16 protein-coding genes are annotated in these 24,044 nt (G+C 51.2%); 10 read left to right on the top strand and 6 right to left on the bottom strand.

What is annotated here, in order from left to right; all coding sequences use genetic code 11:
- Window positions 1-154 precede the first annotated feature (154 nt).
- The 4 genes from cmoM to mukB are packed head-to-tail and all read left to right on the top strand — an operon-like array spanning window position 155 to window position 7,472.
- Entirely contained in the window at window positions 155-943 is a 789-nt protein-coding gene (gene cmoM / locus R5268_RS02880) for a tRNA uridine 5-oxyacetic acid(34) methyltransferase CmoM (protein WP_107678443.1), read from the top strand.
- Window positions 936-2,261: a chromosome partition protein MukF gene (gene mukF / locus R5268_RS02875; protein WP_046893852.1), complete on the top strand. Its 1,326-nt coding sequence runs from the start codon at window positions 936-938 to the stop codon at window positions 2,259-2,261. The genes cmoM and mukF overlap by 8 nt, the downstream gene beginning before the upstream one ends.
- Complete coding sequence (mukE, locus tag R5268_RS02870; RefSeq protein ID WP_317418715.1) at window positions 2,242-2,979, top strand: chromosome partition protein MukE; 738 nt, start codon at window positions 2,242-2,244, stop codon at window positions 2,977-2,979. Before mukF ends, mukE begins: the two co-directional genes overlap by 20 nt.
- Window positions 2,976-7,472 carry a chromosome partition protein MukB gene (gene mukB, locus R5268_RS02865; protein WP_317418716.1) on the top strand — a complete coding sequence of 1,499 codons (4,497 nt, stop codon included), beginning with the start codon at window positions 2,976-2,978 and terminating at the stop codon, window positions 7,470-7,472. Before mukE ends, mukB begins: the two co-directional genes overlap by 4 nt.
- 64 nt (window positions 7,473-7,536) lie before the next feature.
- Here mukB and R5268_RS02860 read toward each other — a convergent pair whose 3' ends face one another.
- Complete coding sequence (locus R5268_RS02860) at window positions 7,537-8,214, bottom strand: hydrolase (RefSeq protein WP_046893855.1); 678 nt, start codon at window positions 8,212-8,214, stop codon at window positions 7,537-7,539.
- 276 nt (window positions 8,215-8,490) lie between these two features.
- Between R5268_RS02860 and aphA the strand changes: the two genes are divergently transcribed.
- From aphA to R5268_RS02840, 4 genes are all read left to right on the top strand, one after another.
- Window positions 8,491-9,204, top strand: a complete 714-nt coding sequence (aphA, locus tag R5268_RS02855) for an acid phosphatase AphA (protein ID WP_317418717.1) — start codon at window positions 8,491-8,493, stop codon at window positions 9,202-9,204.
- 315 nt (window positions 9,205-9,519) lie between these two features.
- Window positions 9,520-11,253: a L,D-transpeptidase gene (gene ldtD, locus R5268_RS02850; protein ID WP_182104900.1), complete on the top strand. Its 1,734-nt coding sequence runs from the start codon at window positions 9,520-9,522 to the stop codon at window positions 11,251-11,253.
- Window positions 11,254-11,708: 455 nt separating this feature from the next.
- Window positions 11,709-12,257 carry a YcbK family protein gene (locus R5268_RS02845; protein WP_046893857.1) on the top strand — a complete coding sequence of 183 codons (549 nt, stop codon included), beginning with the start codon at window positions 11,709-11,711 and terminating at the stop codon, window positions 12,255-12,257.
- A gap of 38 nt (window positions 12,258-12,295) precedes the next feature.
- Window positions 12,296-12,943: an MBL fold metallo-hydrolase gene (locus R5268_RS02840; protein ID WP_046893858.1), complete on the top strand. Its 648-nt coding sequence runs from the start codon at window positions 12,296-12,298 to the stop codon at window positions 12,941-12,943.
- A 48-nt stretch (window positions 12,944-12,991) separates the two neighbouring features.
- On the opposite strand, the gene R5268_RS02835 is transcribed toward R5268_RS02840, so the two are convergent.
- The 5 genes from R5268_RS02835 to pncB all read right to left on the bottom strand — a co-directional run bounded on the left by R5268_RS02835 (window position 12,992) and on the right by pncB (window position 19,616).
- Window positions 12,992-13,864: a hypothetical protein gene (locus R5268_RS02835; protein ID WP_317418718.1), complete on the bottom strand. Its 873-nt coding sequence runs from the start codon at window positions 13,862-13,864 to the stop codon at window positions 12,992-12,994.
- Between the two features lie 89 nt (window positions 13,865-13,953).
- A complete protein-coding gene (locus R5268_RS02830; protein ID WP_317418719.1) occupies window positions 13,954-15,144 on the bottom strand; it encodes an amino acid aminotransferase in 1,191 nt (396 codons plus the stop codon).
- Window positions 15,145-15,381: 237 nt separating this feature from the next.
- The gene (locus tag R5268_RS02825) at window positions 15,382-16,482 is read right to left on the bottom strand and encodes a porin (RefSeq protein WP_182104902.1); all 1,101 of its coding nucleotides are present in this window, start codon (window positions 16,480-16,482) and stop codon (window positions 15,382-15,384) included.
- Window positions 16,483-16,775: 293 nt separating this feature from the next.
- Complete coding sequence (gene asnS / locus R5268_RS02820; protein WP_046893862.1) at window positions 16,776-18,176, bottom strand: asparagine--tRNA ligase; 1,401 nt, start codon at window positions 18,174-18,176, stop codon at window positions 16,776-16,778.
- A gap of 225 nt (window positions 18,177-18,401) precedes the next feature.
- The gene (pncB, locus tag R5268_RS02815; protein ID WP_052926155.1) at window positions 18,402-19,616 is read right to left on the bottom strand and encodes a nicotinate phosphoribosyltransferase; all 1,215 of its coding nucleotides are present in this window, start codon (window positions 19,614-19,616) and stop codon (window positions 18,402-18,404) included.
- Between the two features lie 274 nt (window positions 19,617-19,890).
- Here pncB and pepN point away from each other — a divergent pair, with 274 nt between their 5' ends.
- Both pepN and R5268_RS02805 read left to right on the top strand, forming a co-directional pair.
- Window positions 19,891-22,509 (top strand): aminopeptidase N, encoded by a 2,619-nt coding sequence (pepN, locus tag R5268_RS02810; RefSeq protein WP_317418720.1) that lies wholly within the window; start codon window positions 19,891-19,893, stop codon window positions 22,507-22,509.
- A gap of 301 nt (window positions 22,510-22,810) precedes the next feature.
- Window positions 22,811-24,010, top strand: a complete 1,200-nt coding sequence (locus tag R5268_RS02805; RefSeq protein WP_317418721.1) for a TPM domain-containing protein — start codon at window positions 22,811-22,813, stop codon at window positions 24,008-24,010.
- Window positions 24,011-24,044 lie beyond the last annotated feature (34 nt).

The following is a 24,044-nucleotide window of genomic DNA, read 5'->3' as shown; positions in this document are numbered from 1 at the left end:
AAATCGGGTGACATTAAACACGTCTGTGACACAATAGTTACCGACTTTGCATATTGCACTGCTCTGCCCGGCAATACAATTGAAGATAGCCGGATCGCGCGGGAAACCGCCGCAAACTGACCCGAAATATCCCCCGGAACTGATACAGGTTTTCATGGTTGATCGTAATTTTGACGATATCGCGGAAAAATTCACCCGCAATATCTATGGCACAACAAAAGGGCAAATCCGCGAAGCGGTGGTCTGGCAGGATCTGGACGCCTTACTGACACGGCTGAAGCCGGGTCCGCTGCGTATTCTTGATGCGGGCGGCGGTGACGGTTTTTTCTCCCGCCGTCTGGCTGCGCTGGGGCATCAGGTGGTATTGTGCGACCTGTCAGAAGAGATGATTGCCCGTGCACAGCAGGCCGCGCAGGATGATGGCGTGGCAGAAAATATGTCCTTTATTCATTGTGCGGCACAGGATATCGCACTTCACACTGAGGGGGCGTTTGATCTGGTATTATTTCATGCCGTTTTGGAGTGGATCACAGATCAAAAAGGTGCAATTGAAGCACTGACCGCTATAATAGCGGGCGGTGGTGCATTATCGTTAATGTTTTACAATGCGAACGGACTTGTGATGCGAAATGCGATATTAGGCAATTTTCATCTGGCAACTCCGGAAATTCAGCGCCGCCGCAAGCGTTCGTTATCGCCGCAGAATCCCCTTGTGCCGGAACAGGTTTATCAGTGGCTGGATGATTGCTGTCTGACTATTGAGGCAAAAACCGGTGTGCGGGTTTTCCATGATTATCTGCAGAGCCGCCAGTTACAAAACCGTGATTTCCCGGCGCTGCTGGCACTGGAGCAACGCTATTGCCGTCAGGAGCCTTATATCAGCTTAGGCCGCTATATTCACGTTATGGCACGAAAACCGATCAGAAGGATGGACAATGAGTGAGTTTACCCAAACAGTCCCGGAGCTCGTGGCATGGGCGCGAAAAAATGATTTCTCTATCGCACTGCCGCCGGAACGGCTGGCTTTTTTACTGTCTGTTGCCGTGCTCAACAGTGAGCGCATCGACGGTGAAATGAGCGAAGGGGAACTGGTGGATGCCTTCCGTGAAGTCTGCAAAGGCTTTGAACAGACCACCGAATCTGTCGCGGTGCGTGCAAACAATGCCATCAATGATATGGTGCGCCAGAAAATATTTAACCGTTTTACCAGCGATTTATTTGAAGGTAATGCGATTTACCGTCTGACCCCGCTCGGGATCGGCATCAGTGATTATTATATCCGTCAGCGTGAATTTTCCTCACTGCGTTTATCCATGCAGCTTTCCATTGTGGCCGGTGAACTGAGCCGCGCGGCAGATGCCGCCGAAGAGGGCGGAGATGAATATCACTGGCACCGTAATGTGTTTGCCCCGCTGAAATATTCAGTGGCGGAGATTTTCGACAGTATTGATATGTCGCAGCGCATTATGGATGAGCAGCAAAACGGCGTGAAAGACGATATCGCCAAACTCCTGAACCAGGACTGGCAGGCGGCGATTGCCAACTGTGAGCAGTTGTTATCCGAAACCTCTCTGACACTGCGGGAATTGCAGGATACCCTCGAAGCCGCCGGTGACAAATTACAGGCAAACCTGCTGCGCATCCAGGATGCCAATATGAATACCACCACCGGCTCCGAGCTGGTGGATAAGCTGATTTTTGATTTGCAGGCCAAGCTTGACCGTATTATCAGCTGGGGCCAGCAGTCTATCGATTTGTGGATCGGCTATGACCGCCATGTCCATAAATTTATCCGTACCGCCATCGATATGGATAAAAACCGTATTTTCTCGCAGCGTCTGCGCCATTCTGTTCAGCACTATTTTGATTCGCCGTGGGCACTGAATGTCGCCAATGCGGATCGTCTGCTGGATATGCGTGATGAGGAGATGGCACTGCGTGATGACGAAGTGACCGGGGAATTACCGCCGGATCTGGAATATGAAGAGTTCAGCGAGGTCAACGAAGAACTTGCGGCCATGATGGAAAGCGCGCTGGCGGTGTATAAAGCACAGGCGAAGCCGCTGGATCTGGGCGCGGTTCTGCGGGATTACCTCGCGAAATATCCGCGGAGCCGTCAGTTTGATGTGGCACGGATTATCGTGGATCAGGCCGTCCGCCTCGGGGTCGCCGATGCCGACTTCTCGGGCATCCCGGCGGAATGGTCAGCAATTAATGAATACGGAGCAAAGGTGCAGGCACATGTCATCGACACATATTGAACAATTTATGTCAGCAAAGCTGGCTCAGGCACTTGCCAACAACCTTTTTCCGGAACTTGACAGCCAGTTACGCGCCGGCCGCCATATCGGCGTGGATGATCTGGATAATCACGCCTTTCTGATGGATTTCCAGGATGAACTGGAAGGTTTTTACGCCCGCTATAATGTGGAAATGGTTCGTGCACCGGAAGGGTTCTTCTATCTGCGTCCGCGTTCCACCACGCTGATCCCGCGCTCTGTCTTATCCGAACTGGAAATGCTGGTCGGGAAAGTGCTGTGCTACCTGTACCTCAGCCCGGAGCGCCTGGCCAACCAGGGGATTTTCTCCACGGCAGAACTCTATGAGGAACTGCTGTCACTGGCCGATGAAGCCAAATTGCTGAAAGTGGTGAATAACCGCTCCACCGGGTCTGACCTGGACAAACAAAAATTACTGGAAAAAACCCGTGGTGCGCTGAACCGTCTGCGCCGCCTGGGTATGATCACATTTGTTGCCGCGGATAACAGCCAGTTTGTGATTGCCGAGTCAGTTTTCCGCTTCGGTGCGGATGTCCGCAGCGGGGATGACCCGCGTGAGGCACAACTGCGTCTCATCCGCGACGGTGAGGCTCAGTCTCTTGCGGAAGAAGAAAAACACCCGCGCCCTGAGGATCAGGACGATGATACTGAAGAATCTGATAATGACAACGCGACGGATGAAGCGGAGGATGAAGAATGATTGAACGTGGTAAATTCCGCTCGCTCACGTTAGTCAACTGGAACGGCTTTTTTGCGCGCACTTTTGATCTGGATGAGCTGGTCACCACCTTATCCGGCGGTAACGGTGCCGGTAAATCCACCACTATGGCGGCATTTATTACTGCCATGATCCCGGATTTGACCCTGCTGCACTTCCGTAACACCACCGAAGCCGGTGCAACATCCGGTTCCCGTGATAAAGGTCTGCACGGTAAACTGCGTCCGGGCGTGTGCTATGCCATGCTGGATGTGGTGAACTCCCGCCATCAGCGTGTGCTGGTGGGGGTGCGTCTTCAGCAGATTGCCGGACGTGATAAAAAAGTCGATATCAAATCCTTTATGATTCAGGGATTGCCGACGCAATACTCCCCGACACAGATTGTCAGCGAACAACTGGCTGAACGTCAGGTGCGGGTACTGCCGCTGAATGATCTGAAAGCACGCCTCGAGGATATCGAAGGTGTGCAATTCAAACAGTTTAACTCGATTACGGATTACCACTCGGTTCTGTTTGAACTGGGGGTTATCCCGAAACGTCTGCGTTCTGCGGGTGACCGCAGCAAATTCTACCGCCTGATTGAGGCCTCTCTTTACGGCGGTATCTCCAGTGCCATTACCCGTTCTCTGCGCGACTATTTACTGCCGGAGAACAGCGGGGTGCGCAAAGCCTTCCAGGATATGGAAGGGGCACTGCGCGAAAACCGTATCACACTGGAAGCTATCCGCGTTACCCAGTCTGACCGCGACCTGTTCAAACACCTGATCACCGAAGCGACCGCGTATGTTTCCGCGGATTATATGCGTCACGCCAATGAGCGCCGTGTGCATATTGATCAGGCGCTGAATGTGCGCCGTGAACTGCTCGGCAGCCGTAAACAGCTGATCAGCGAACAATTCCGCCAGGTGGAAATGTCCCGCGAACTGGCAGAGCAGACAGCGTCATCGGCTGATCTGGAAACCGATTACCAGGCGGCGAGTGATCACCTGTCTCTGGTACAGACAGCGATGCGCCAGCAGGAAAAAATTGACCGCTATCAGGCAGATGTTGAAGAGCTGACATTCCGTCTGGAAGAACAGACTGAAGTGGCGGAAGAAGCGGCAGAACAGCTGGCGGAATATGAAGAACGTAACCATGTTGCGGAAGAGGAAGTGGATGAGCTGAAAAGCCAGCTGGCCGATTACCAGCAGGCCCTGGACGTTCAGCAGACCCGCGCCATTCAGTATCAGCAGGCATTGCAGGCGCTGGAGCGTGCGAAAGCGGTGTGTCAGCTGCCGCAGCTGGATATTGATTCACTGGATGAATGGCTGGAAACCTTCCGCGCCCGCGAAGAGCAGGCAACAGAATCCCTGTTAGGGCTTGAGCAGAAAATGAGTGTGGCACAGGCTGCACACAGTCAGTTCTCTCAGGCGTATGAGCTGGTGAAATCCGTTGTGGGTGAAGTCAGCCGCAGCGAAGCATACCAGACCGCCCGCGAATTACTGCGTGACCTGCCGTCACAGCAGATGATGGCTGACCGCGTACAACCGCTGCGTCAGCAGTTATCAGAACTCGAACAGCGCCTGCACAGTCAGCACAATGCACAGAAATCGCTGGATGATTTCTGCAAGCGCATCGGGCAGCAGATTGAGGCGGACGGGCTGGATGACATGCTGATGACCCTTGAGGCGCAGCAGGAAAGCCTGAGTGTCAGTGTCAGTGAAAGCGGTGAGCGCCGTATGGAAATGCGTCAGCAGGCAGAACAGCTGAAGCAGCAGATCCAGTCGCTGACCGTCAAAGCGCCGGCCTGGCTGGCGGCACAGGAAGCACTGACACAACTGTGTGAACAGTCACATGAAACGTTCACCAGCACCAACGATGTTACCGAATATATGCAGCAGTTGCTGGAGCGTGAGCGCGAAGTCACTGTTGAGCGTGATGAAATCGCGCTGAAAAAAGCACAGCTGGAAAAAGACATTGAGCGGCTCAGTCAGCCGAGCGGTGCGGAAGACGGCCGTATGCTGGGACTGGCGGAGCGTTTCGGCGGTATATTGCTGTCCGAAATCTATGATGACATCACCATTGATGACGCACCGTATTTCTCCGCCCTGTACGGTCCGGCACGCCATGCGATTGTGGTACCTGACCTCAGTGCAGTACGCCCGATGCTGGATGCACTCGATGATTGCCCGGAAGATCTCTATCTGATTGAAGGGGACCCGCAATCCTTTGATGACAGTGTTTTTACCACCGAAGAGCTGGAACGTGCGGTACTGGTGCGCAGCACCGATCGTCAGTGGCGTTATTCCCGCTTCCCGTCTGTACCGCTGTTCGGCCGTGCGGCGCGGGAAAATCAGCTGGCAGTGCTGGAACATGAACGGGATGAGCTGGCAGAACGTCTGGCAACGCTCTCCTTTGATGTCCAGAAAATGCAGCGTGCCTATCAGGCATTCAGCCGTTTTGTCGGTAAAAATATCTCTGTGGCCTTTGAGGCTGACCCCGAAGCAGAAATCCGCACACTGAATCAGCGCCGCAATGAGCTGGAGCGGGAACTGGCGCAGTTTGAGGATCAGACTGCCGTTGCCCGTCAGCAGTACGCGCAGGTCAAAGAAAACCTGAGCATCCTGAACCGTCTGATCCCGAATACGGCTCTGCTGCTTGATGAAACACTGGCGGATCGTGCGGATGAGATCCGCGATGCACTGATCGATGCACAGGAGTCTGCCCGCCATATCCAGCAATACGGCACAGCACTGCGCAAGCTGGAGCCGATGGTTGCTGTTCTCCAGAGTGATCCGGAGCAGCACGAAGCCCTGATCCGCGATTATGAAAACGCGAAACAGGTTCAGCAGCAGGCACGTCAGCAGGCGTTTGCCCTGGAAGAGGTCGCACAGCGCCGTCAGCACTTTAATTACGGCGAATCTGCCGGCATGCTGACAGAAAATGCTGATCTCAACGACAAACTGCGTCAGCGTCTGGAACACGCGGAATCTGATCGTACCCGCAGCCGTGAAATGCTGCGCCAGCAGCAGACCAAATGTGCGGAATTCAATCAGGTACTGGCCTCACTGCGCAGTTCGTATGAAACCAAATCAGACATGCTGCGCGAACTTGAGCGTGAGATGAGCGAGATTGGTGTTCAGGCGGATGCTAATGCGGAAGAGCGTGCCCGCGTACGCCGTGATGAACTGTACAATCAGGTCAGCCATAACCGTGCCCGTATCAATCAGCTGGAAAAACAGCTGGGGATCGGGGAATCGGAAATGGACAACCTGCAAAAACGTCTGCGTAAAGCGGAACGCGATTACCAGCAAATCCGTGAACAGGTGGTTACCGCCAAAGCGGGCTGGTGTGCCGTGATGCGGATGGTGAAAGAGAGTGGTGTTGAGCGCCGCCTCCACCGCCGTGAACTGGCCTATGAAGATGCCGATACACTGCGTTCTATGTCGGATAAAGCCCTCGGGGCACTGCGCCAGGCGGTGGCGGATAACGAGCATCTGCGTGATGCGCTGCGTCTGTCCGAAGATCCGAAGCGTCCGGAACGCAAGGTGCAGTTCTTTATCGAAGTGTACCGCCATCTGCGCGAACGTATCCGTCAGGATATTATCAAAACGGATGATCCGATCGACGCCATCGAACAGATGGAAATCGAGCTGGCCCGTCTGACTGACGAACTGACCGCCCGTGAACAGAAACTGGCGATCAGCTCGAAAAGTGTGGCCAATATCATCCGTAAAACCATTCAGCGTGAACAGAACCGTATCCGCATGCTCAACCAGGGGTTGCAGGCAGTGGCGTTCGGTCAGGTCAAAGGTGTGCGTCTGAATGTCAATATCCGTGAAAGTCACGCAATCCTGCTGGATGTCTTATCCGAAGAGCACGAGCAGCATCAGGACTTGTTCGCCAGCCAGCGTCTGACCTTCTCGGAAGCGATGGCGAAACTTTATCAGCGCCTGAACCCGCAGGTGGATATGGGGCAGCGTCTGCCGCAGACCATCGGTGAGGAACTGCTGGATTACCGTAACTACCTCGAACTGGAAGTGGAAGTCAACCGTGGTTCAGACGGCTGGCTGAAAGCCGAGAGCGGGGCGTTATCCACCGGTGAGGCGATTGGTACCGGTATGTCGATTCTGGTGATGGTGGTGCAGAGCTGGGAAGAAGAATCCCGCCGTCTGCGCAGCAAAGATATTTCACCGTGCCGTCTGCTGTTCCTGGATGAAGCCGCGCGTCTGGATGCGAAATCTATTGCCACGCTGTTTGAGCTGTGCGATCGCTTACAGATGCAGCTGATTATCGCAGCCCCGGAAAATATCAGTCCGGAGAAAGGCACAACGTACAAACTGGTGCGTAAAGTCTTCAATAATCAGGAACATGTGCATGTGGTGGGACTGCGCGGCTTCGGCCAGCCGGAACCAGCGCCGGCACCGGAAGCATTGCCTGAGCCGGTGACAGAAGATGAGAACGACGGGGAAAACGGGGAAGAAGAGCAGGATTAATTCTTTCCTCCGGGGTTTTCTCTGAAACGGATGAGCACATTGTTGTGCTCATCCGTTTTTTATATCAGCGCTGTGAATCTAAAACTTCGTTGTTATTAACAACATCCTGCGCTTTGGTGTAGCTCTCAATCAGTAACTGATAAGCCGGGAAAATCTGCGTGTAAGCCTGCGCCCATTCTGCCGCATCGGCGCGGTTCCAGGTTTTTTGCAGCTCAGAAGCGACCGCGGCGGTATCCATCGGTACAACACCCGCCTGAACAACGCGTGCCAGCGTAATTTCCTGTGCCATTTTGGTATAGGTGCCGGAAGCATCAATCACCGCAAATACCTGATAGCCGTCAGCCACGGCACTGATAGCCGGGAATGCCATACAAACGCTGGTGATTGTACCGGCAATAATTAACTGTTTTTTACCTGATGCCTTCACCGCCGCCACAAATTCCGGGTTATCCCAGGCATTAATTTCACCTTTACGCGCAATATACTGAGCATGCGGCGCATTCTGATGAATTTCCGGGATCAGCGGGCCATTCGGACCCTGCGGAACGGAGGCGGTGGTGATCACCGGGATATTGGCGAGTGTTGCCATTTTTGCCAGCACGGCGGCTCTGGCGCGTAATTCCGTCATCGGCATATCGCCGACAGTCTGGAACAGTCCGCTCTGATGATCGATTAACAGCATCAGGGCATCATCAGGATTAATAACAGGACGCTGACCATTAAAGTTTGCCGGAATACTCATTTTAAGACCCTCATTTATGATAATTTGAACGTTATTTTTGTTTAAACAGGGTGTTTACCAGACTCCCTGTTGTGCGGATTAAAATTAATGCATAAGCGAAAGTCTGAGTAGTGCGGATATTGATAAACAATGTTCTGAATTCAGAACAATCAGGCGGGGATCTGATGCTATCAGGCGGCAGGATTCCTTACAGTGTGATCTGAATAACGTTAATATGAAACAGGAATGGTTAGATTTTCACTCCGCGTGATCGACACAGAAAATTAAGGATACACAATGCGTAAACTGACCCTCACCCTGAGTGCTCTGGCACTCGCTCTGAGCCTCAACAGTGTGGCTGATGCCAAAGTATACATGCCGGAAAAAGTCAGTGACGGCGTGACAGCGGCTCAGCTGGCACAGCAGCATGCCATTCACTGGATTTCGGTTGAACAGATTGAAGTGAGTCTGAAAGGGCAGCCGCCGATGGCGGTGGGCTTTGATATTGATGACACCGTCTTATTTTCAAGCCCGGGCTTTTACCGCGGTAAACTGGAATACTCCCCGAACGATTTCAGTTATCTGAAAAACCCGGAATTCTGGGAAAAAATGAATAATGAGTGGGATAAATTCAGCATGCCGAAAAAATCCGGTATGGATCTGGTGCAAATGCATCTGAAACGTGGCGACACCGTGTATTTCATCACCGGACGCAGCAAAACCAAAACAGAAACAGTGACTAAATATGTGCAGGAAGGGCTGCGTATCCCGGCAGATAAAATGAATCCGGTTATTTTTGCCGGTGATGAAGAAGGGCAGAATAATAAAGTCAGCTGGATGCGTGATCACAAACTGAAAATTTATTACGGTGATGCGGATGCGGATATTGCTGCTGCCCGTGAACTGAACATCCGGGGTATCCGGGTATTACGTGCATCAAATTCCTCTTATCAGCCACTGCCGAAAGCCGGTCAGTTCGGCGAAGAAGTGGTTATTAATTCCGAATATTAATTATCATCTTCCGGTCATATAACAACGCCGCCGGAGTGCGGCGTTGTTTGTCTCTGTTTATCTGTACAAAAAACAGCGAATGAGATGTATTTCAGATATTCTGCAACAGCTGTTTATGTAAATAGTGCAGTGTATTCATCTTAAAAAGGCGTATTTGCGCCTTTTTTCTACGATTTTTTCGTTATCCTATTTTCAATTATTCTCTGACAGGTAAAATCAGCAGGGAAGTCATTTACACGATGTATTTACTATACTGATCATAAGTATTAACAATTGTCCGGAACAGACATAATAAAAAAATAAGAGAGGGATGTTATGGTGACGGGAGTTAAAAAAGTTGTTCCCATTTACGCCATGATAGGAACACTGTTACTGACGCCGGTTTCGTGGGCTTCAACAGCTCCGGTAACGCATCTGACAGAAGCAGATGCCAAAGTGGAAAATCTGAAAGTATTTTCACAATCGCCTGAAAATACAGAAACGCAGCCCGCAGAACCGGTGGCCGGTGTGACTGCACTGCCCCTGAACGATGTCGCTGACAGTATCCGCCGTGAAGTCCCGGCGGCAACACCATTACTTTATACCGATACACTGACAAACATTTATGCGGAACATCAGCTGAAGCCGCTGTGGACCGATGAAAAAGCACGTCTGTCTCTGGAAAATCAGCTGGCGGAAGCCGCCCTTGCCGGATTTCAGCCGCAGTTTACTGCCTGGCTGAATGCACTGGCACAGCCGGATCTGACCCCGCTGGCACGGGATATGATTTTAACCGATGCCGCGCTGGGTTATCTCTATTACCTGGACAATGTCGGCACCAAAGGCGATAAATGGCTGTACGGCGCCCGGCCATTCACATTTTCGGCTGTCAGTGAACCATCACTGGCGCGGCTGAATACGGCGGCACATAACGGCACGCTGGCCGCATTTACCGACACGCTGCTGCCGGCGAATAAGATGTATCAGCCGATGCGTAAAGCGATGCTGGCGCAACTGGCCGACACCGCGCCGTGGCCGGAAATGGTGATTAACCGGACACTGCGCCCGGGCGAAAGTCATGAATCTGTCGGCGCACTGCGGGAAATCCTGCACCGTTTTAATCTGATCTCAGCCAATGACATGATGAGCGCCGGTGCAGCGTATGATAAAACGCTGGTGGCGGCGGTTAAGGAGTTTCAGTTACAGCACGGGCTGGAAGCCGATGGTGTCATCGGTAAACAGACCCGCGAATGGCTGAATAAGACACCGCAGATGCGGGCGGCAATAATGGCGGTGAATATTCAGCGTCTGCGTATCACGCCTGACAATCAGCCGACAGCTATCCTGGTGAATATTCCGGATTTCTCACTGTATTTCTATGTGGATAATAACCTGATTCTGGAATCCAGAACGATTGTCGGCCGTGCAGAACGCAAAACGCCGATTATGTCCAGCGCGCTGAATAATGTGGTGATCAATCCGCCGTGGACAGTACCGCCGACCATGAGCCGTCAGGATATTGTGCCGCGCGGCAGGGCTGACCCAAGCTATTTCAGCAGCCGGGGTTATACCATTTATAACGGATGGAGTAATAACGCGTCGGTGATCGACCCGTACAGTATTGACTGGAGTGTTATTACACCGTCAAACTTCCCGTACCGGATCACTCAGGCACCGGGGCCGTCCAACTCACTGGGCCGCTATAAATTCAATATGCCGAACTCAGAGGCGATTTATCTGCACGACACGCCGAATCACAGCCTGTTTAATAAAAATATGCGGGCTATCAGTTCCGGTTGCGTCCGGGTGAATAAAGCCAAAGATCTCGCGGCGATCCTTCTTGGTGATGCCGGCTGGAACGAAACCCGTGTGGATGGTGCACTGAAAGCGGGCAGTACCCGTTATGTCTCTATCCCGAACCGGATTCCGGTTTATCTCTATTATCAGACTGCCTGGGTCAATGCGGAGAATATCCCGCAATATCGTGCGGATATTTACCGCTACGATGACAGCAGTCTGAAAGGTATTGATAAATTAACGGATATCACACCGTTCCTGATAAAAAGCTGATCATATTAAGCCGCTTGTTTATTATCAATAAGCGGCTTTTTTCTTATATTAATATAATTAAAAATTAATGATCATTCGGTTTAAATAATTTCATGTATAACGTTGTACCTCCCATACTATTAATTAACTGAAAGTGATGACAGGGCATCGCCCGGCAAAGGCTTGCTGCGTGTGACATGGCGGATGTACACCTCTGATGTTCATAAATGTCGTCCGGATTTACTTTCTGAGTAAAAATATGCTTTTTTATTTGACTCCGGCGGTATGAATCGGTAAAAAATAGATGGTCAGTTTTGTTTATTGCTGTTTTTTCCCATTTCGACATAAATATTGAAATAACCTGACGGAAATTTACAGAAATAGACAAAACCGATCCGCTGCGGGTCTGAACGGTGAACACAATTATCGCTGTCCGGCCATGTTATATTTAATCAGATAAAGAGTGATTACCGTCAATGGATATAATTGATAACGACCGCCGTAAATGGCTGGGATTTGGTGCGGCGGCGCTGGGACTGGCTTTATTACCGAATCACGCTTTTGCATCCCTGACTACACCCCGGCCGAAGATTTTACGTTTTGAAAACCTCAATACCGGTGAATTTTTAAAAGCAGAATTTTTTGACGGTAAACGTTATAACCGCTCTGAACTGGCCCGCCTGAACAAACTGTTCCGCGATCACCGCAGCAATAAAGTCAAAACCATTGATCCGCATCTGTTTGACCAGATGTATCTGTTACAGGTCATGATGAACATTAATAAACCAATCCAGCTGGTTTCCGGGTATCGCTCACTGGTGACCAATAACCAGCTGCGTAAAACCACCTCCGGTGTGGCGAAGAAAAGCTATCACACCCGCGGCCAGGCGATGGATTTCCGCATTCCCGGTATTCAGTTAAGTCAGGTCCGCAAAGCGGCTATGAAAATGCGGGCAGGCGGTGTGGGATATTATCCGTCCAGTAATTTTGTTCATATGGATACAGGACCGGTCAGAACGTGGTAATCTGTTGTTATTACCCGCATTAACCGGAGTTTTGTGTCATGCAATATCATATTATTCCTGTCACCGGCTTTATGCAGAATTGCACCCTGATTTGGTGCGATGAAACAAAAGCCGCTGCCATTGTCGATCCCGGCGGTGAAGCACCGCGTCTCATCCGTGAAATTGAACAACGCGGCCTTAAACTGGAAAAAATTCTCCTGACGCACGGTCATTTTGATCATGTCGGCGCAACCGCTGATGTGGCAGAGCACTTTAATGTGCCGATCGTCGGTCCGCAAAAGGAAGATGCATTCTGGATCGACGGGCTGACTCAGCAGAGCCAGATGTTTGGTGTGGAGCCATGCCGTGCATTTACACCGGATCAGTGGCTGGAAGAGGGCGATAAAGTCACTGTCGGTAATATTGAACTGGATGTGCTGCATTGTCCCGGCCATACTCCCGGTCACGTGGTCTTTGTTGATAAGCAGGATAAACTGATTTCAATGGGGGATGTGCTGTTCAGAGGTGGTGTCGGCCGCAGTGACTTCCCGCGTGGTAATCATCAGGATCTGATCAGTTCGATTAAAGATAAAATTCTGCCGCTGGGCGATGAATACCGCTTTATTCCCGGTCACGGGCCGATGTCCACAGTCGGGGAAGAGCGTCGTACCAATCCGTTCTTACAGGACGAACCGCCGGTCTGGTGAGTAACATCATAGTAAAGATGAAAGGTGCCTGACGTTGTCAGGCATTTTTTATGAGCCGGGTTTCAGATAGCCATCAAAATACACTGCTGCTTTTTCAGCATCAATGCTGAGATTACCTTTCCAGCCCGCCCAGGGCATTTCCATATCCGAGCGGCCTTTTGTATTCTTCAGCTGATTCTCTGCGATAGTTATATCACCGAAGTCAGTCCACTGACTGAGAGACAGCGCCAGGAACTGATTCGGGATCACACCTGTTAATGCCAGTGACTGTAAGATCCCCCGCAGGGTATAGCGATCACCGGCTATCAGTTTCGATGTTTTAAGCCGCTTTTCGAACTGGCCGGGCGTTTCATCCTCCGGCGCGCTGCGCAGCATATCCAGTAACTGTCTGAATACCGCTTTATCCTGCTCTGTCGGCATGACCGGCTCTGTGGTCAGCAGATGACTCAGATTCAGATAAGCATACAGTGCGGTACTGCTGTATGCGTTTCCGTAATACAGGCAATACTGAAAATAGCTGTCATTAATATATTTGGCGGTATCGTGATCACTGCAAACCCAGCAACAGGCATATTGCGGTTTTTCAAGATAAGCATGTGCGGGCAGGGTATGCAGCTTATGGAAAGCACTTAATACTGAGCGTCCCCGCAGATAACTGCCGCCGACACCGGCAATAAACGCGGAGATACACCGTTCCCGGGTTAATGCTGTGTTGTTTTTCAGGCTGTGCAGACGGGCGATAATGTCATCATGGCTGCTGAAACTAACGATATTGTTCGCCTGCCAGCCGGATTGTGATAAAAGCGCCTGATCTTTTTCAGATAATGTCTGTGTATCATAAACAGAAACCTGCCGTTCGCCGTCATAACGGCCATTTTCATATTTATACAGCTTGCGTAAAACCCGCATTATTTTCTGCACAGGCAACCTTATATTATCAGGAACAGATAAAACAAAGCCCCCGGCCGGAAGCCGGGGGCTTTATCAGAAGCAGAATGTCTGCTGAGAAATTACAGTACCGCGACGATGGCTTCGCACAGCGGAACCATATTTTCCAGGGTCAGACCGGCAACGTTGATACGACCGGAGCTGACGGCATACACCGCATATTCATCACGCAGGCGTGCAACCTGTTCTTTGGTCAGGCCGCTGAAAGAGAACATACCGTTCTGGCGGATAATAAAGCTGAAGTCCTGCTTCGCGCCTTTTTCCTGAAGTGTGTTCACAAAGAGCTGGCGCATACGCTTGATACGCTCGCGCATGGTGGTCAGTTCCTGAATCCACTCTTCTTTCAGCTCCGGATCAGACAACACGGTTGTCACAACGGCACCACCGTGTGACGGCGGGTTAGAGTAGTTGGTACGGATCACAATTTTGATCTGGCTGAACGCACGATCTGCGGTATCCGGATCAGTCGCAACCAGGGTACAGGCACCGACACGCTCATTGTACATGCCGAAGTTTTTAGAATAAGAGCTGGCGACCAGCATCTCAGGATGGGATTTTGCGAAAATACGCAGCCCCTGAGCATCTTCATCCAGACCGGCGGCAAAGCCCTGATAAGCAAAGTCGAAGACCGGCAGAAGACCTTTTTCTTTTACCAGAACAGATAACTGAGCCCATTGTTCAGCAGTCGGGTCAATACCGGTCGGGTTATGGCAGCAGCCGTGCAGGAGGATCACATCACCGGCCTGTGCAGCTTCCAGGCTTGCCAGCATGCCACCGAAATCAAGTGCATGATTTTCGGCGTCATAGTAATCGTAACTGCAGATTTCCAGACCGGCACCGGCGAAGATACCGTTGTGGTTAGGCCAGGTCGGGTTGCTGATCCAGACACGTTTTGCGCTGGTCTGTTTAGCAATAAAATCAGCCGCGATACGCAGTGCACCTGTACCACCCGGTGCCTGTGCGGTACGGGCGCGTTTGGCGGTGATGATGTCACTGTTATCGCCAAACAGCAGTGCCTGGGTCACTGTACCGAATTCAGGTATCCCGGTGATAGGCAGGTAGTTTTTTGTGGTTTCATTATCCAGCAGATACTTTTCCGCTTTTTTAACACAGCTCAGTACCGGTGTTTTACCGGTTTCATCTTTATAAACACCAATACCTAAATTGATTTTGTTTTCACGTGGGTCCTGACGGAAGCTGTCAGCCAGACCTAAGATCGGGTCGGCAGGCGCGGCAGTAATATTCTCAAACATAGTTGTTGATCCCAATAGTATCTGATAGTGCGGATAAGAGGACTGTCACAAGGTTATCAGGTTAACTCCCTGTAAATCATTTGCCAACTGTTTACAGAAAAAAGACGAAGATCTTGTGAAGTGGGTGACGTCCTGTTGAGGTTTGCATGAAAATGCATCACAAAACGCGTTAAACAGATAACAAAAAACCCACGGCAAGCCGTGGGTTTTGGTATTCATATTCAGCGTAAAGCTAAATCAGAACTGGTAAGTCAGACCTAAACCAACAACATCACCGGTATTGATTTTGTTGCTGCGGGTGAAGTCGTCGTTGTCCAGCAGGTTGATTTTATAATCAATGACTGCAGACATGTTTTTGTTGAAGTAGTAGTAAGCACCCAGGTCGATGTATTTAACCAGGTCTTCGCTGCCTTTTGAACCGTTTTCCAGGTCTTTACCTTTAGACTGCAGGTAAGCGATGGATGGACGCAGACCGAAGTCGAACTGGTACTGTGCTACTAATTCGAAGTTCTGAGTTTTGTTAGCGATGGTGTTTGCTGAACCGTATTTGGTCATGTTACGGGTTTCACCGTACAGAGCGGCCAGGTATACGTTGTTAGCGTCGTATTTAGCACCGAAATCCCATGCTTCAGCACGTTTACCTTCAGCACCGAACAGGCCTTGCTGCTGTGGAATAGTACGTGCAGAGTTAGAGTAACCACCACCCAGAGTCACGCCCCAGCCCAGGTCGTAAGCGGTAGAGAAACCGTAACCGTCGCCGTTAGATTTAGCGCCATCTTGTTTTTCGATTGAGTTTTCGTCGTTAGCACCCTGGTACTGCAGAGCGAAGCTCAGGCCATCAACGTAACCGAACATATCGCTGTTGCGGTAAGTCAGCAGGTTGTGGTTACGACCGGTCATGAATACGTCGGTCTGTGCCATGGTGTCGCCACCGAACAGTGGCAGAACGTCGGTCCATGCTGCAGTGTCATATACCACACCGTAGTTACGGCCGTAGTCGATTGAACCGAATTCAGCGAATTTGAAACCAGCGTAAGCTAAACGTACTTTGTTTTTGTTTTCGCCTTCAGTACCGTTGGTTTTGATTTCGTTTTCGAAACGACCGAAACCGGTCAGTTGGTCAGTGATCTGAGTTTCACCTTTGATACCGAAACGAACGCGTGAATCGTCGCCATCTTCTTTGTCGCCGTTGTCATCAGACTTAGCGAACATGTGACGAACGTCAACTTTACCGTACAGGTCTACTTTGTTGCCGTCTTTGTTGTAGATTTCAGCCGCGTTTGCTGCACCAGCAACTAACAGAGCCGGGATAACCACTGCAAGAATATTGCGTTTCATTATTATTACCCTCATTGGTGTTATTCGGACACCTGCCACTGCCAGAAATAGTTCTGAAAAAAATTTGGAACTATTTATGAGAGTTTAGTGTCGTCTGTGTCGGCGACCAGTGTTCCATTGGTAAAATATTTTATCTACCCTGAAAGTGCTACAAAAACGAAGAATCTGTAACAAATGGAAAAAAAGTATTTCAAAATGTAAATAATTGGGAACTTTTTGAACAGTCAGAACCACAGGCATAAAAAAAACCGGCCTGATGGCCGGCTTTTTACATTCAATATTTTTGATGGAAATCAGAATGTGGCGCTGCGCGGGGTCCGCGGGAACGGGATGGTTTCACGGATATTTGAGACGCCCGTCACATATGACACCAGACGCTCAAAACCCAGACCGAAACCGGCGTGCGGCACAGTGCCGTAGCGGCGCAGATCACGGTACCACCAGTAATCTTCTTTGTTCATACCCAGTTCATCAAAGCGGGCATCGAGTTTGTCCAGACGCTCTTCACGCTGTGAACCCCCGATAATTTCACCGATTCCCGGTGCCAGGACGTCCATCGCGGCAACGGTTTTGCCATCTTCGTTTTCGCGCATATAGAATGCTTTGATCGCTTTCGGGTAGTTTTTAACGACCACAGGCGCTTTAAAGTGCTCTTCCGCCAGGTAGCGCTCGTGCTCAGAGGACATATCCACGCCCCAGTACACGTCGTTTTCAAAGGTTTTGCCGCAGTTTTCCAGGATTTTGATCGCGTCGGTGTAATCAACCTGTGCAAAATCGGAAGTGACAAAACGCTCCAGGCGTTCGATGGCTTCTTTATTAATACGCTCAGCAAAGAATTCGAGATCATCGCGGCGTTCTTCCAGAACGGCTTTGAAGACAAATTTCAGCATGGCTTCGGCCAGACCGGCCACGTCATCCAGGTTTGCAAATGCCACTTCCGGCTCAACCATCCAGAATTCCGCCAGGTGGCGGCTGGTGTTGGAGTTTTCCGCACGGAACGTCGGGCCGAAGGTGTAGATTTTGCTCAGTGCAGAGGCATAAGCTTCACCGTTCAGCTGACCGGATACGGTCAGGAATGCTTCCTGGCCGAAAAAGTCTTCACTGAAATCCACTTCGCCTTTATCGTTGCGCGGCAGATTGTGGAAATCCAGCGTGGAGACACGGAACATTTCACCGGCACCTTCGGTGTCAGAGGTGGTGATAAGCGGGGTGGATACCCAGAAGAAACCCTGCTCGTCGAAGAAACGGTGTAATGCCTGGGATAAAGTATGACGGACACGGGTAACCGCGCCAATCAGGTTGGTGCGCGGACGCAGGTGCGCCACTTCACGCAGGTACTCGACAGAGTGACGTTTTGCCGCCATCGGGTAGGTATCCGGATCATCAACCATACCGACAACACGAACCTGTGTGGCATGGATTTCAAAACTTTGTCCCTGACCCGGGGAAGCAACCACTTTCCCGGTAACTTCAACAGAACAGCCCGCCGTTAAATGAAGCACTTCATCATTATAATTAGGTAAATTATTTTCGATGACGGCCTGTACCGGATTAAAGCAGGAACCGTCGTAGACGGCGAGGAATGAGATCCCGGCTTTTGAATCTCTCCTTGTACGGACCCAACCCTGTACTGTGACTTCGCTGTCAACAGGTACACGGCCTTGCAGTACATCGACCACAGGCGCTATGCTCATAGTTGAAACTCTCTCTTCTTATATATAGGTCTGTTACACGCGTTACCCGCCATCTTCTGAGATGTGAGTAACAGAATAGTCATCAGTTGCCGTCAAACGGGCAATCTCACTATGTTACTTGCTCACTGTCAGGAAACAAGCAGAAATTGGGGGTCAGAAGCCCGAAAAACAGAAAAAATAACCGTCTTTTTCTGTTCTCCGGGGGTAACTGTATAAAAGAAAGGATCAGCAGGCGCGCTGAACGTGGGGAATATCAAAAGCGCGGCGCAATTTATCGACAAACTCATCATCTTCACAGATGGTTTTGCCGGGGCTGTCAGAGAGTTTGGCGACCGGTTTCCCGTTACATTCCACCAGCTTGATAACAATATTCAGCGGCTCGACATCCGGGATATTGCAGGTCAGGCGGGTGCCGATACCGAACACCAGGTTGATCCGGTCACAGAAATGGGCATAGAGCGCGAGGGCTTTGCGGAAATCCAGGTTATCGGAGAAGACCAGCGTTTTGCTCATCGGATCGATACCCAGCTTTTCATAGTGAGCAATCGCTTTTTCACCCCATTCAACCGGATCCCCGGAATCGTGGCGCAGACCCTGATAAGCACGGGCAAACGGGACATCGAAATCGCGCAGGAAGGCATCCATGGTGATGCAGTCTGTCAGTGCAACACCCAGCTGATCCGGATATTCATCAAGCCAGGTCTGGAGAGCGGCGCGCTGGCTGTTGGCCAGTTCCGCACTGATCTGCTGATGTGCCTGGAACCATTCGTGTGCCTGGGTACCGACCGGCTCCAGATCGAGTTTTTCTGCCAGCAGGTAATTACTGGTGCCGACCAGATACGGGAAATGTTGTTTCAGTTCCGTGACAATCGCTTTCTGGACATCATAAGAGAAACGGCGGCGGGTGCCGAAGTCCATCAGTTTAAAGCGGCTGAGGTCGATCCCTGCCTGTTCCGCATCCTGATAAAAGCGTGTCACCAGTTCGCGCAGACGGATAACGGCATCTTCCGGTGTTACCTGCGGTGATTCATGGCGGTGAACGAGTTCACTGATCAGCGCCAGCAGCGGGACTTCCCACAGGATAACCTCCACCCACGGGCCGCTGATACGGATAGCCAGCTGACCGTTGCTGTCACAGCGGATATTCACCTGTGACGGATCAAACCGGAACTGACGGAACCAGGCCAGGTAATCTGCCGAAAAGAACGGCAGGCGGGCCAGATAGTTGTACTCGTCATCACTGACTGACAGCTCTGCCATCATTGCCACCCGCCGGCGCAGTTCATCTGCGTACTGTCCCAGCAGTTTGTTGCTCCGGCAGCGGAATTCCGCGACAACCGGAATTGAGCGGTAATGATGGAACACTGCCTGCTGCATGTGCAGCTTATACGCATCGGTATCCAGCAGTGATGTGATAATTGGGGTTGCTTCTGAATTCATGGCGCTTTCAGCATCCTCACGGAGCAATCAACCTAAACAGGTTATAGCTTACTATTATCTGCGTATAGTAACACGTTATTTCCCCTGTGCGCGATGTTCAGCGGGGAATCACATTATTTGTTAACATTTTATTCATATTTGAGGTTGTACCACCCCGCGGGGAAATAAGGGCGTATCACAAACTGCTAAAATTTCGTTTACCACGGCGCCTGAATTATGAGAGCCTAAGAACAGCGTAATTGTAATCATTTAATAAAACAGTGAAGAGAAAACCATGACACAACAGCGGCAGGCGAAGTATCGTCAGGACTATCAGGCTCCTGACTATACCATTACCCATATTGATCTTGATTTTGCGCTCGACCCGCAGACGACAGTGGTGACTGCCGTCAGTCAGGTGAAGCGCCTGAATGACAGTGCCTCAGAGCTGGTTCTTGCCGGTGAGGGGCTGACACTGAAGCAGCTGACCATTGACGGCAAAGTCTGGTCAGATTACCGCGAAGCGTCCGGTTCGCTGCACATTCAGAATGTGCCTGAACAATTTACTCTGCAAATCATTAATGAAATCAGCCCGGCGGAAAATACCGCTCTTGAGGGGCTGTATGTGTCCGGTGACGCACTCTGCACACAGTGCGAGGCAGAAGGCTTCCGTCATATTACGTATTACCTTGACCGCCCGGATGTGCTGGCGCGTTACAGCACCCGTATCACGGCGGATAAAGCCCGCTATCCGTATCTGTTATCCAACGGTAACCGGATTGATGCCGGGGAATCCGGGGATAAACACTGGGTAAAATGGGAAGATCCGTTCCCGAAACCAAGCTATCTGTTCGCCCTGGTGGCCGGTGATTTTGACGTGCTGCGCGATACCTTTATCACCCGCAGCGGCCGTGATGTGGCGCTGGAACTGTTTGTCGATAAAGGCAACCTTGATCGCGCCGGCTGGGCGATGACCTCCCTGAAAAATGCCATGAAATGGGACGAGGAGCGCTTTGGTTTCGAGTATGACCTCGATATCTATATGATTGTGGCGGTTGATTTCTTTAATATGGGCGCTATGGAGAACAAAGGGCTGAACGTCTTTAACTCCAAATATGTGCTGGCGAAGAATGAAACGGCGACAGACAAAGACTATCTCGGGATTGAATCTGTTATCGGTCATGAATATTTCCATAACTGGACCGGTAACCGCATCACCTGTCGTGACTGGTTCCAGCTCAGCCTGAAAGAGGGGCTGACCGTTTTCCGTGATCAGGAGTTCAGTTCTGATCTCGGTTCGCGTCCGGTTAACCGGATCAATAATGTCCGTGTTATGCGCGCGGCGCAGTTTGCCGAGGATGCCGGTCCGATGGCGCACCCGATCCGTCCGGACAAAGTCATTGAGATGAATAACTTCTATACACTGACCGTGTATGAGAAGGGTTCTGAAGTGATCCGCATGATCCACACCCTGCTCGGTGAAGAGCAGTTCCAGGCCGGGATGCAGCTTTATGTCCACCGTCATGACGGCAGCGCCGCGACCTGCGATGATTTTGTGCAGGCGATGGAAGATGCATCGAATGTCGATCTCACTCTGTTCCGCCGCTGGTACAGCCAGTCCGGCACACCGCTGGTGACTGTACGTAACAGTTATGATGCGGATAAAAAACAGTATCAGCTGCATGTGACCCAGATGACCCCGCCGACACCGGATCAGCAGGACAAACAGCCGCTGCACATTCCGTTTGATATTGAACTGTACGGCCGCAACGGTGATGTGATCCCGCTGCGCCATGAAGGGGAGCCGGTTCATTCAGTACTGAATATTACCCGTGATGAACAAACCTTCACGTTTGATGATGTCAGTGAAAAACCGGTGCCGTCGCTGTTCCGCGAATTTTCCGCGCCGGTGAAAGTGGATTATCCGTATACGGATGCACAACTGGCATTCCTGATGCAGCATGCCCGCAATGAATTTGCCCGCTGGGATGCCGCACAGTCTCTGCTGGCATTACATATAAAGGAAAACATCCGCCGTTATCAGGCCGGTGAAGACTTACAGTTACCGGAAGCGGTGACAGACGCTTTCCGCGCGGTACTGCTGGATGAGCAGATTGATCCGGCACTGGCGGCTCAGATTCTGACACTGCCGTCAGAAACCGAGGTTGCGGAGTGGTTCCCGGTCGCGGACCCGGATGCGGTCAATGCCGTCATGACCTTTATCGCAGATACATTTGCCCGTGAACTGGCAGACGAACTGTATGCGGTGTATGTCAGCATGAAAACCGGGGCATACAAAATCGACCATGCGGATATTGCAAAACGCGATCTGCGTAATGTCTGCCTGGGCTATCTGGCGCTGGATGAAGACGCCGCGCAGGCGGATAAGCTTGTGTCACAGCAGTATACACAGGCCGATAATATGACCGATTCCCTGGCTGCACTGACGGCGGCCGTGAAAGCGGCGCTGCCGTGCCGCGATAAACTGCTGGCGGATTATGACAACAAATGGCACCGGGATGGTCTGGTGATGGATAAGTGGTTTATTCTTCAGGCCACCCGTCCGGATGCGGATGTGCTGGATAATGTGAAATCACTGCTCAGCCACCGTTCCTTTACCATGGCGAACCCGAACCGGGTGCGTTCACTGGTTGGTGCATTTGTGATGAATAACCCGAAAGCGTTCCATGATAAGTCAGGTAAAGGTTATGAATTCCTGGCGGAGATCCTCTGTGATCTGAACAGCCGTAACCCGCAGGTGGCATCACGTCTGATCGAGCCGCTGATCCGCCTGAAACGTTATGACGATAACCGTCAGAGCAAAATGCGTGATGCACTGCTGCGTCTGAAAGGGCTGGATAATCTGTCCGGTGATCTGTTTGAGAAAATCACCAAAGCACTGGATGAGAACTGATCGGTGAGATGTCTCCGGGGAAATTTTTTACCCCGGGGAAGATCCGGATAACGGGCAAAATAAAAAGACGCTGTAAATATGTCCCTATACGCTCAGGCGCGTCATCCATGACGCGCATGCTTTTTATTTCTCTGCCCGCCATCCGGATGATTGCATCGGCATTGCTACAGACAAAACACCTCTCCGGAGGTGTTTTTTTTTGCACTGCAATACATTGTCACAGTAACAGAGCGTTATTTTTAACCATATACGGTAAACTCAGATTAATTGACGACCTGTATATAAAAGAAAGGATTTCGGGATGAGAAATAACATAAACCGGTTCAGTGGCTGGTTACAGGGAGTATTCTCCCTGTTTTTGTTGCTTTTTGCGGTAACAGCGGTTGCTCAGACGGAGACATTTCCCCGCATGCAGGGTGCGGTCACTGATACCGCCGGGTTACTGACAGCCGGTGAACGCAGCAGCATTGAACAGAAACTGAATTCCCTGCGGGAACGGACCGGTGCTCAGATTGCAGTACTGACCGTGAAGACGACCGGATCACGTGATATTGAAAGCTACGCAGAGAAAGTCTTTAACCAGTGGCGGCTGGGGCGTATCAGTATTGATGATGGTATTTTATTGCTGGTGGCTGCGGATGATCGCGCGATGCGGATTGAGGTCGGGTACGGGCTGGAAGGAGCGGTCAGTGATGCGGCGGCAAACCGTATCCTTAATGATTATTTCATTCCCAATTTTAAAATGGGAAATTATGCCGGTGGTATTAATGATACCGTTGATGCCCTGATTGCCAAAGTCCGTAATGAACCGCTGCCACCAGTCACCACTCCGGCATTCTTTATCGCCAAACAGGCAGAGCCCGTCGGCTGGATCGATATTGTCCTCGGTGTGGTACTGGCGGCGAGTGCGTATCTGTGGGTGGCTTTCCTGTATGGCATGGTGAAGCGTTTTAAACTGAAAGCCGCGATCCCGATCGCCATTATTCTTTATCTGACCTGGTACGCCGGCGGCTTTAATAACCCGGCCGGAAACGGTATCCATTTCGGGGAAGATTTTCTCTACACAGAATTACCGCGCTGGAGTCAGTTCCTGTTCCTGAAAATTCTGCCGTTCTGGCTGGTTATCGTCCTCACTTTCACGATGTTTATCGCAGTCGTTTTCCTGTTTCTGCTCTGCCTGGGCGGGGCAATCTGGCTGATCGGAAAAGTGGTGAAAACACCGAAAATGCGTATGGCCATCGGCTTCGGTGCTTTCGGTACGCTTTTCGGGTTTATTTTCGGTTTGTCATTCGGCGGAAGCCTGATTTTTGCGCTGCTGTGCGGGGGCGGATTAGGTCTGTTTATGGGCATCGGCAACTATCTCGGCATTGTTAAATCCGGTGGTGGCGGAGGTGGTCGTGGTGGTCGCGGCGGTGGCGGTGGTTACAGCGGCAGCAGCAGTCGCTCCTCATCCGGTGGCGGCGGACGCAGCGGCGGCGGCGGGGCATCCGGGCGCTGGTAGTCTGAGAATCAATGACGCACAGAAAATGTGCGTC

Source organism: Morganella sp. BCCO 40_0007 (assembly GCF_032989665.1).
GTDB classification, from domain to species: domain Bacteria; phylum Pseudomonadota; class Gammaproteobacteria; order Enterobacterales; family Enterobacteriaceae; genus Morganella; species Morganella sibonii.
This window is presented reverse-complemented; position numbering and strand designations above follow the sequence as displayed.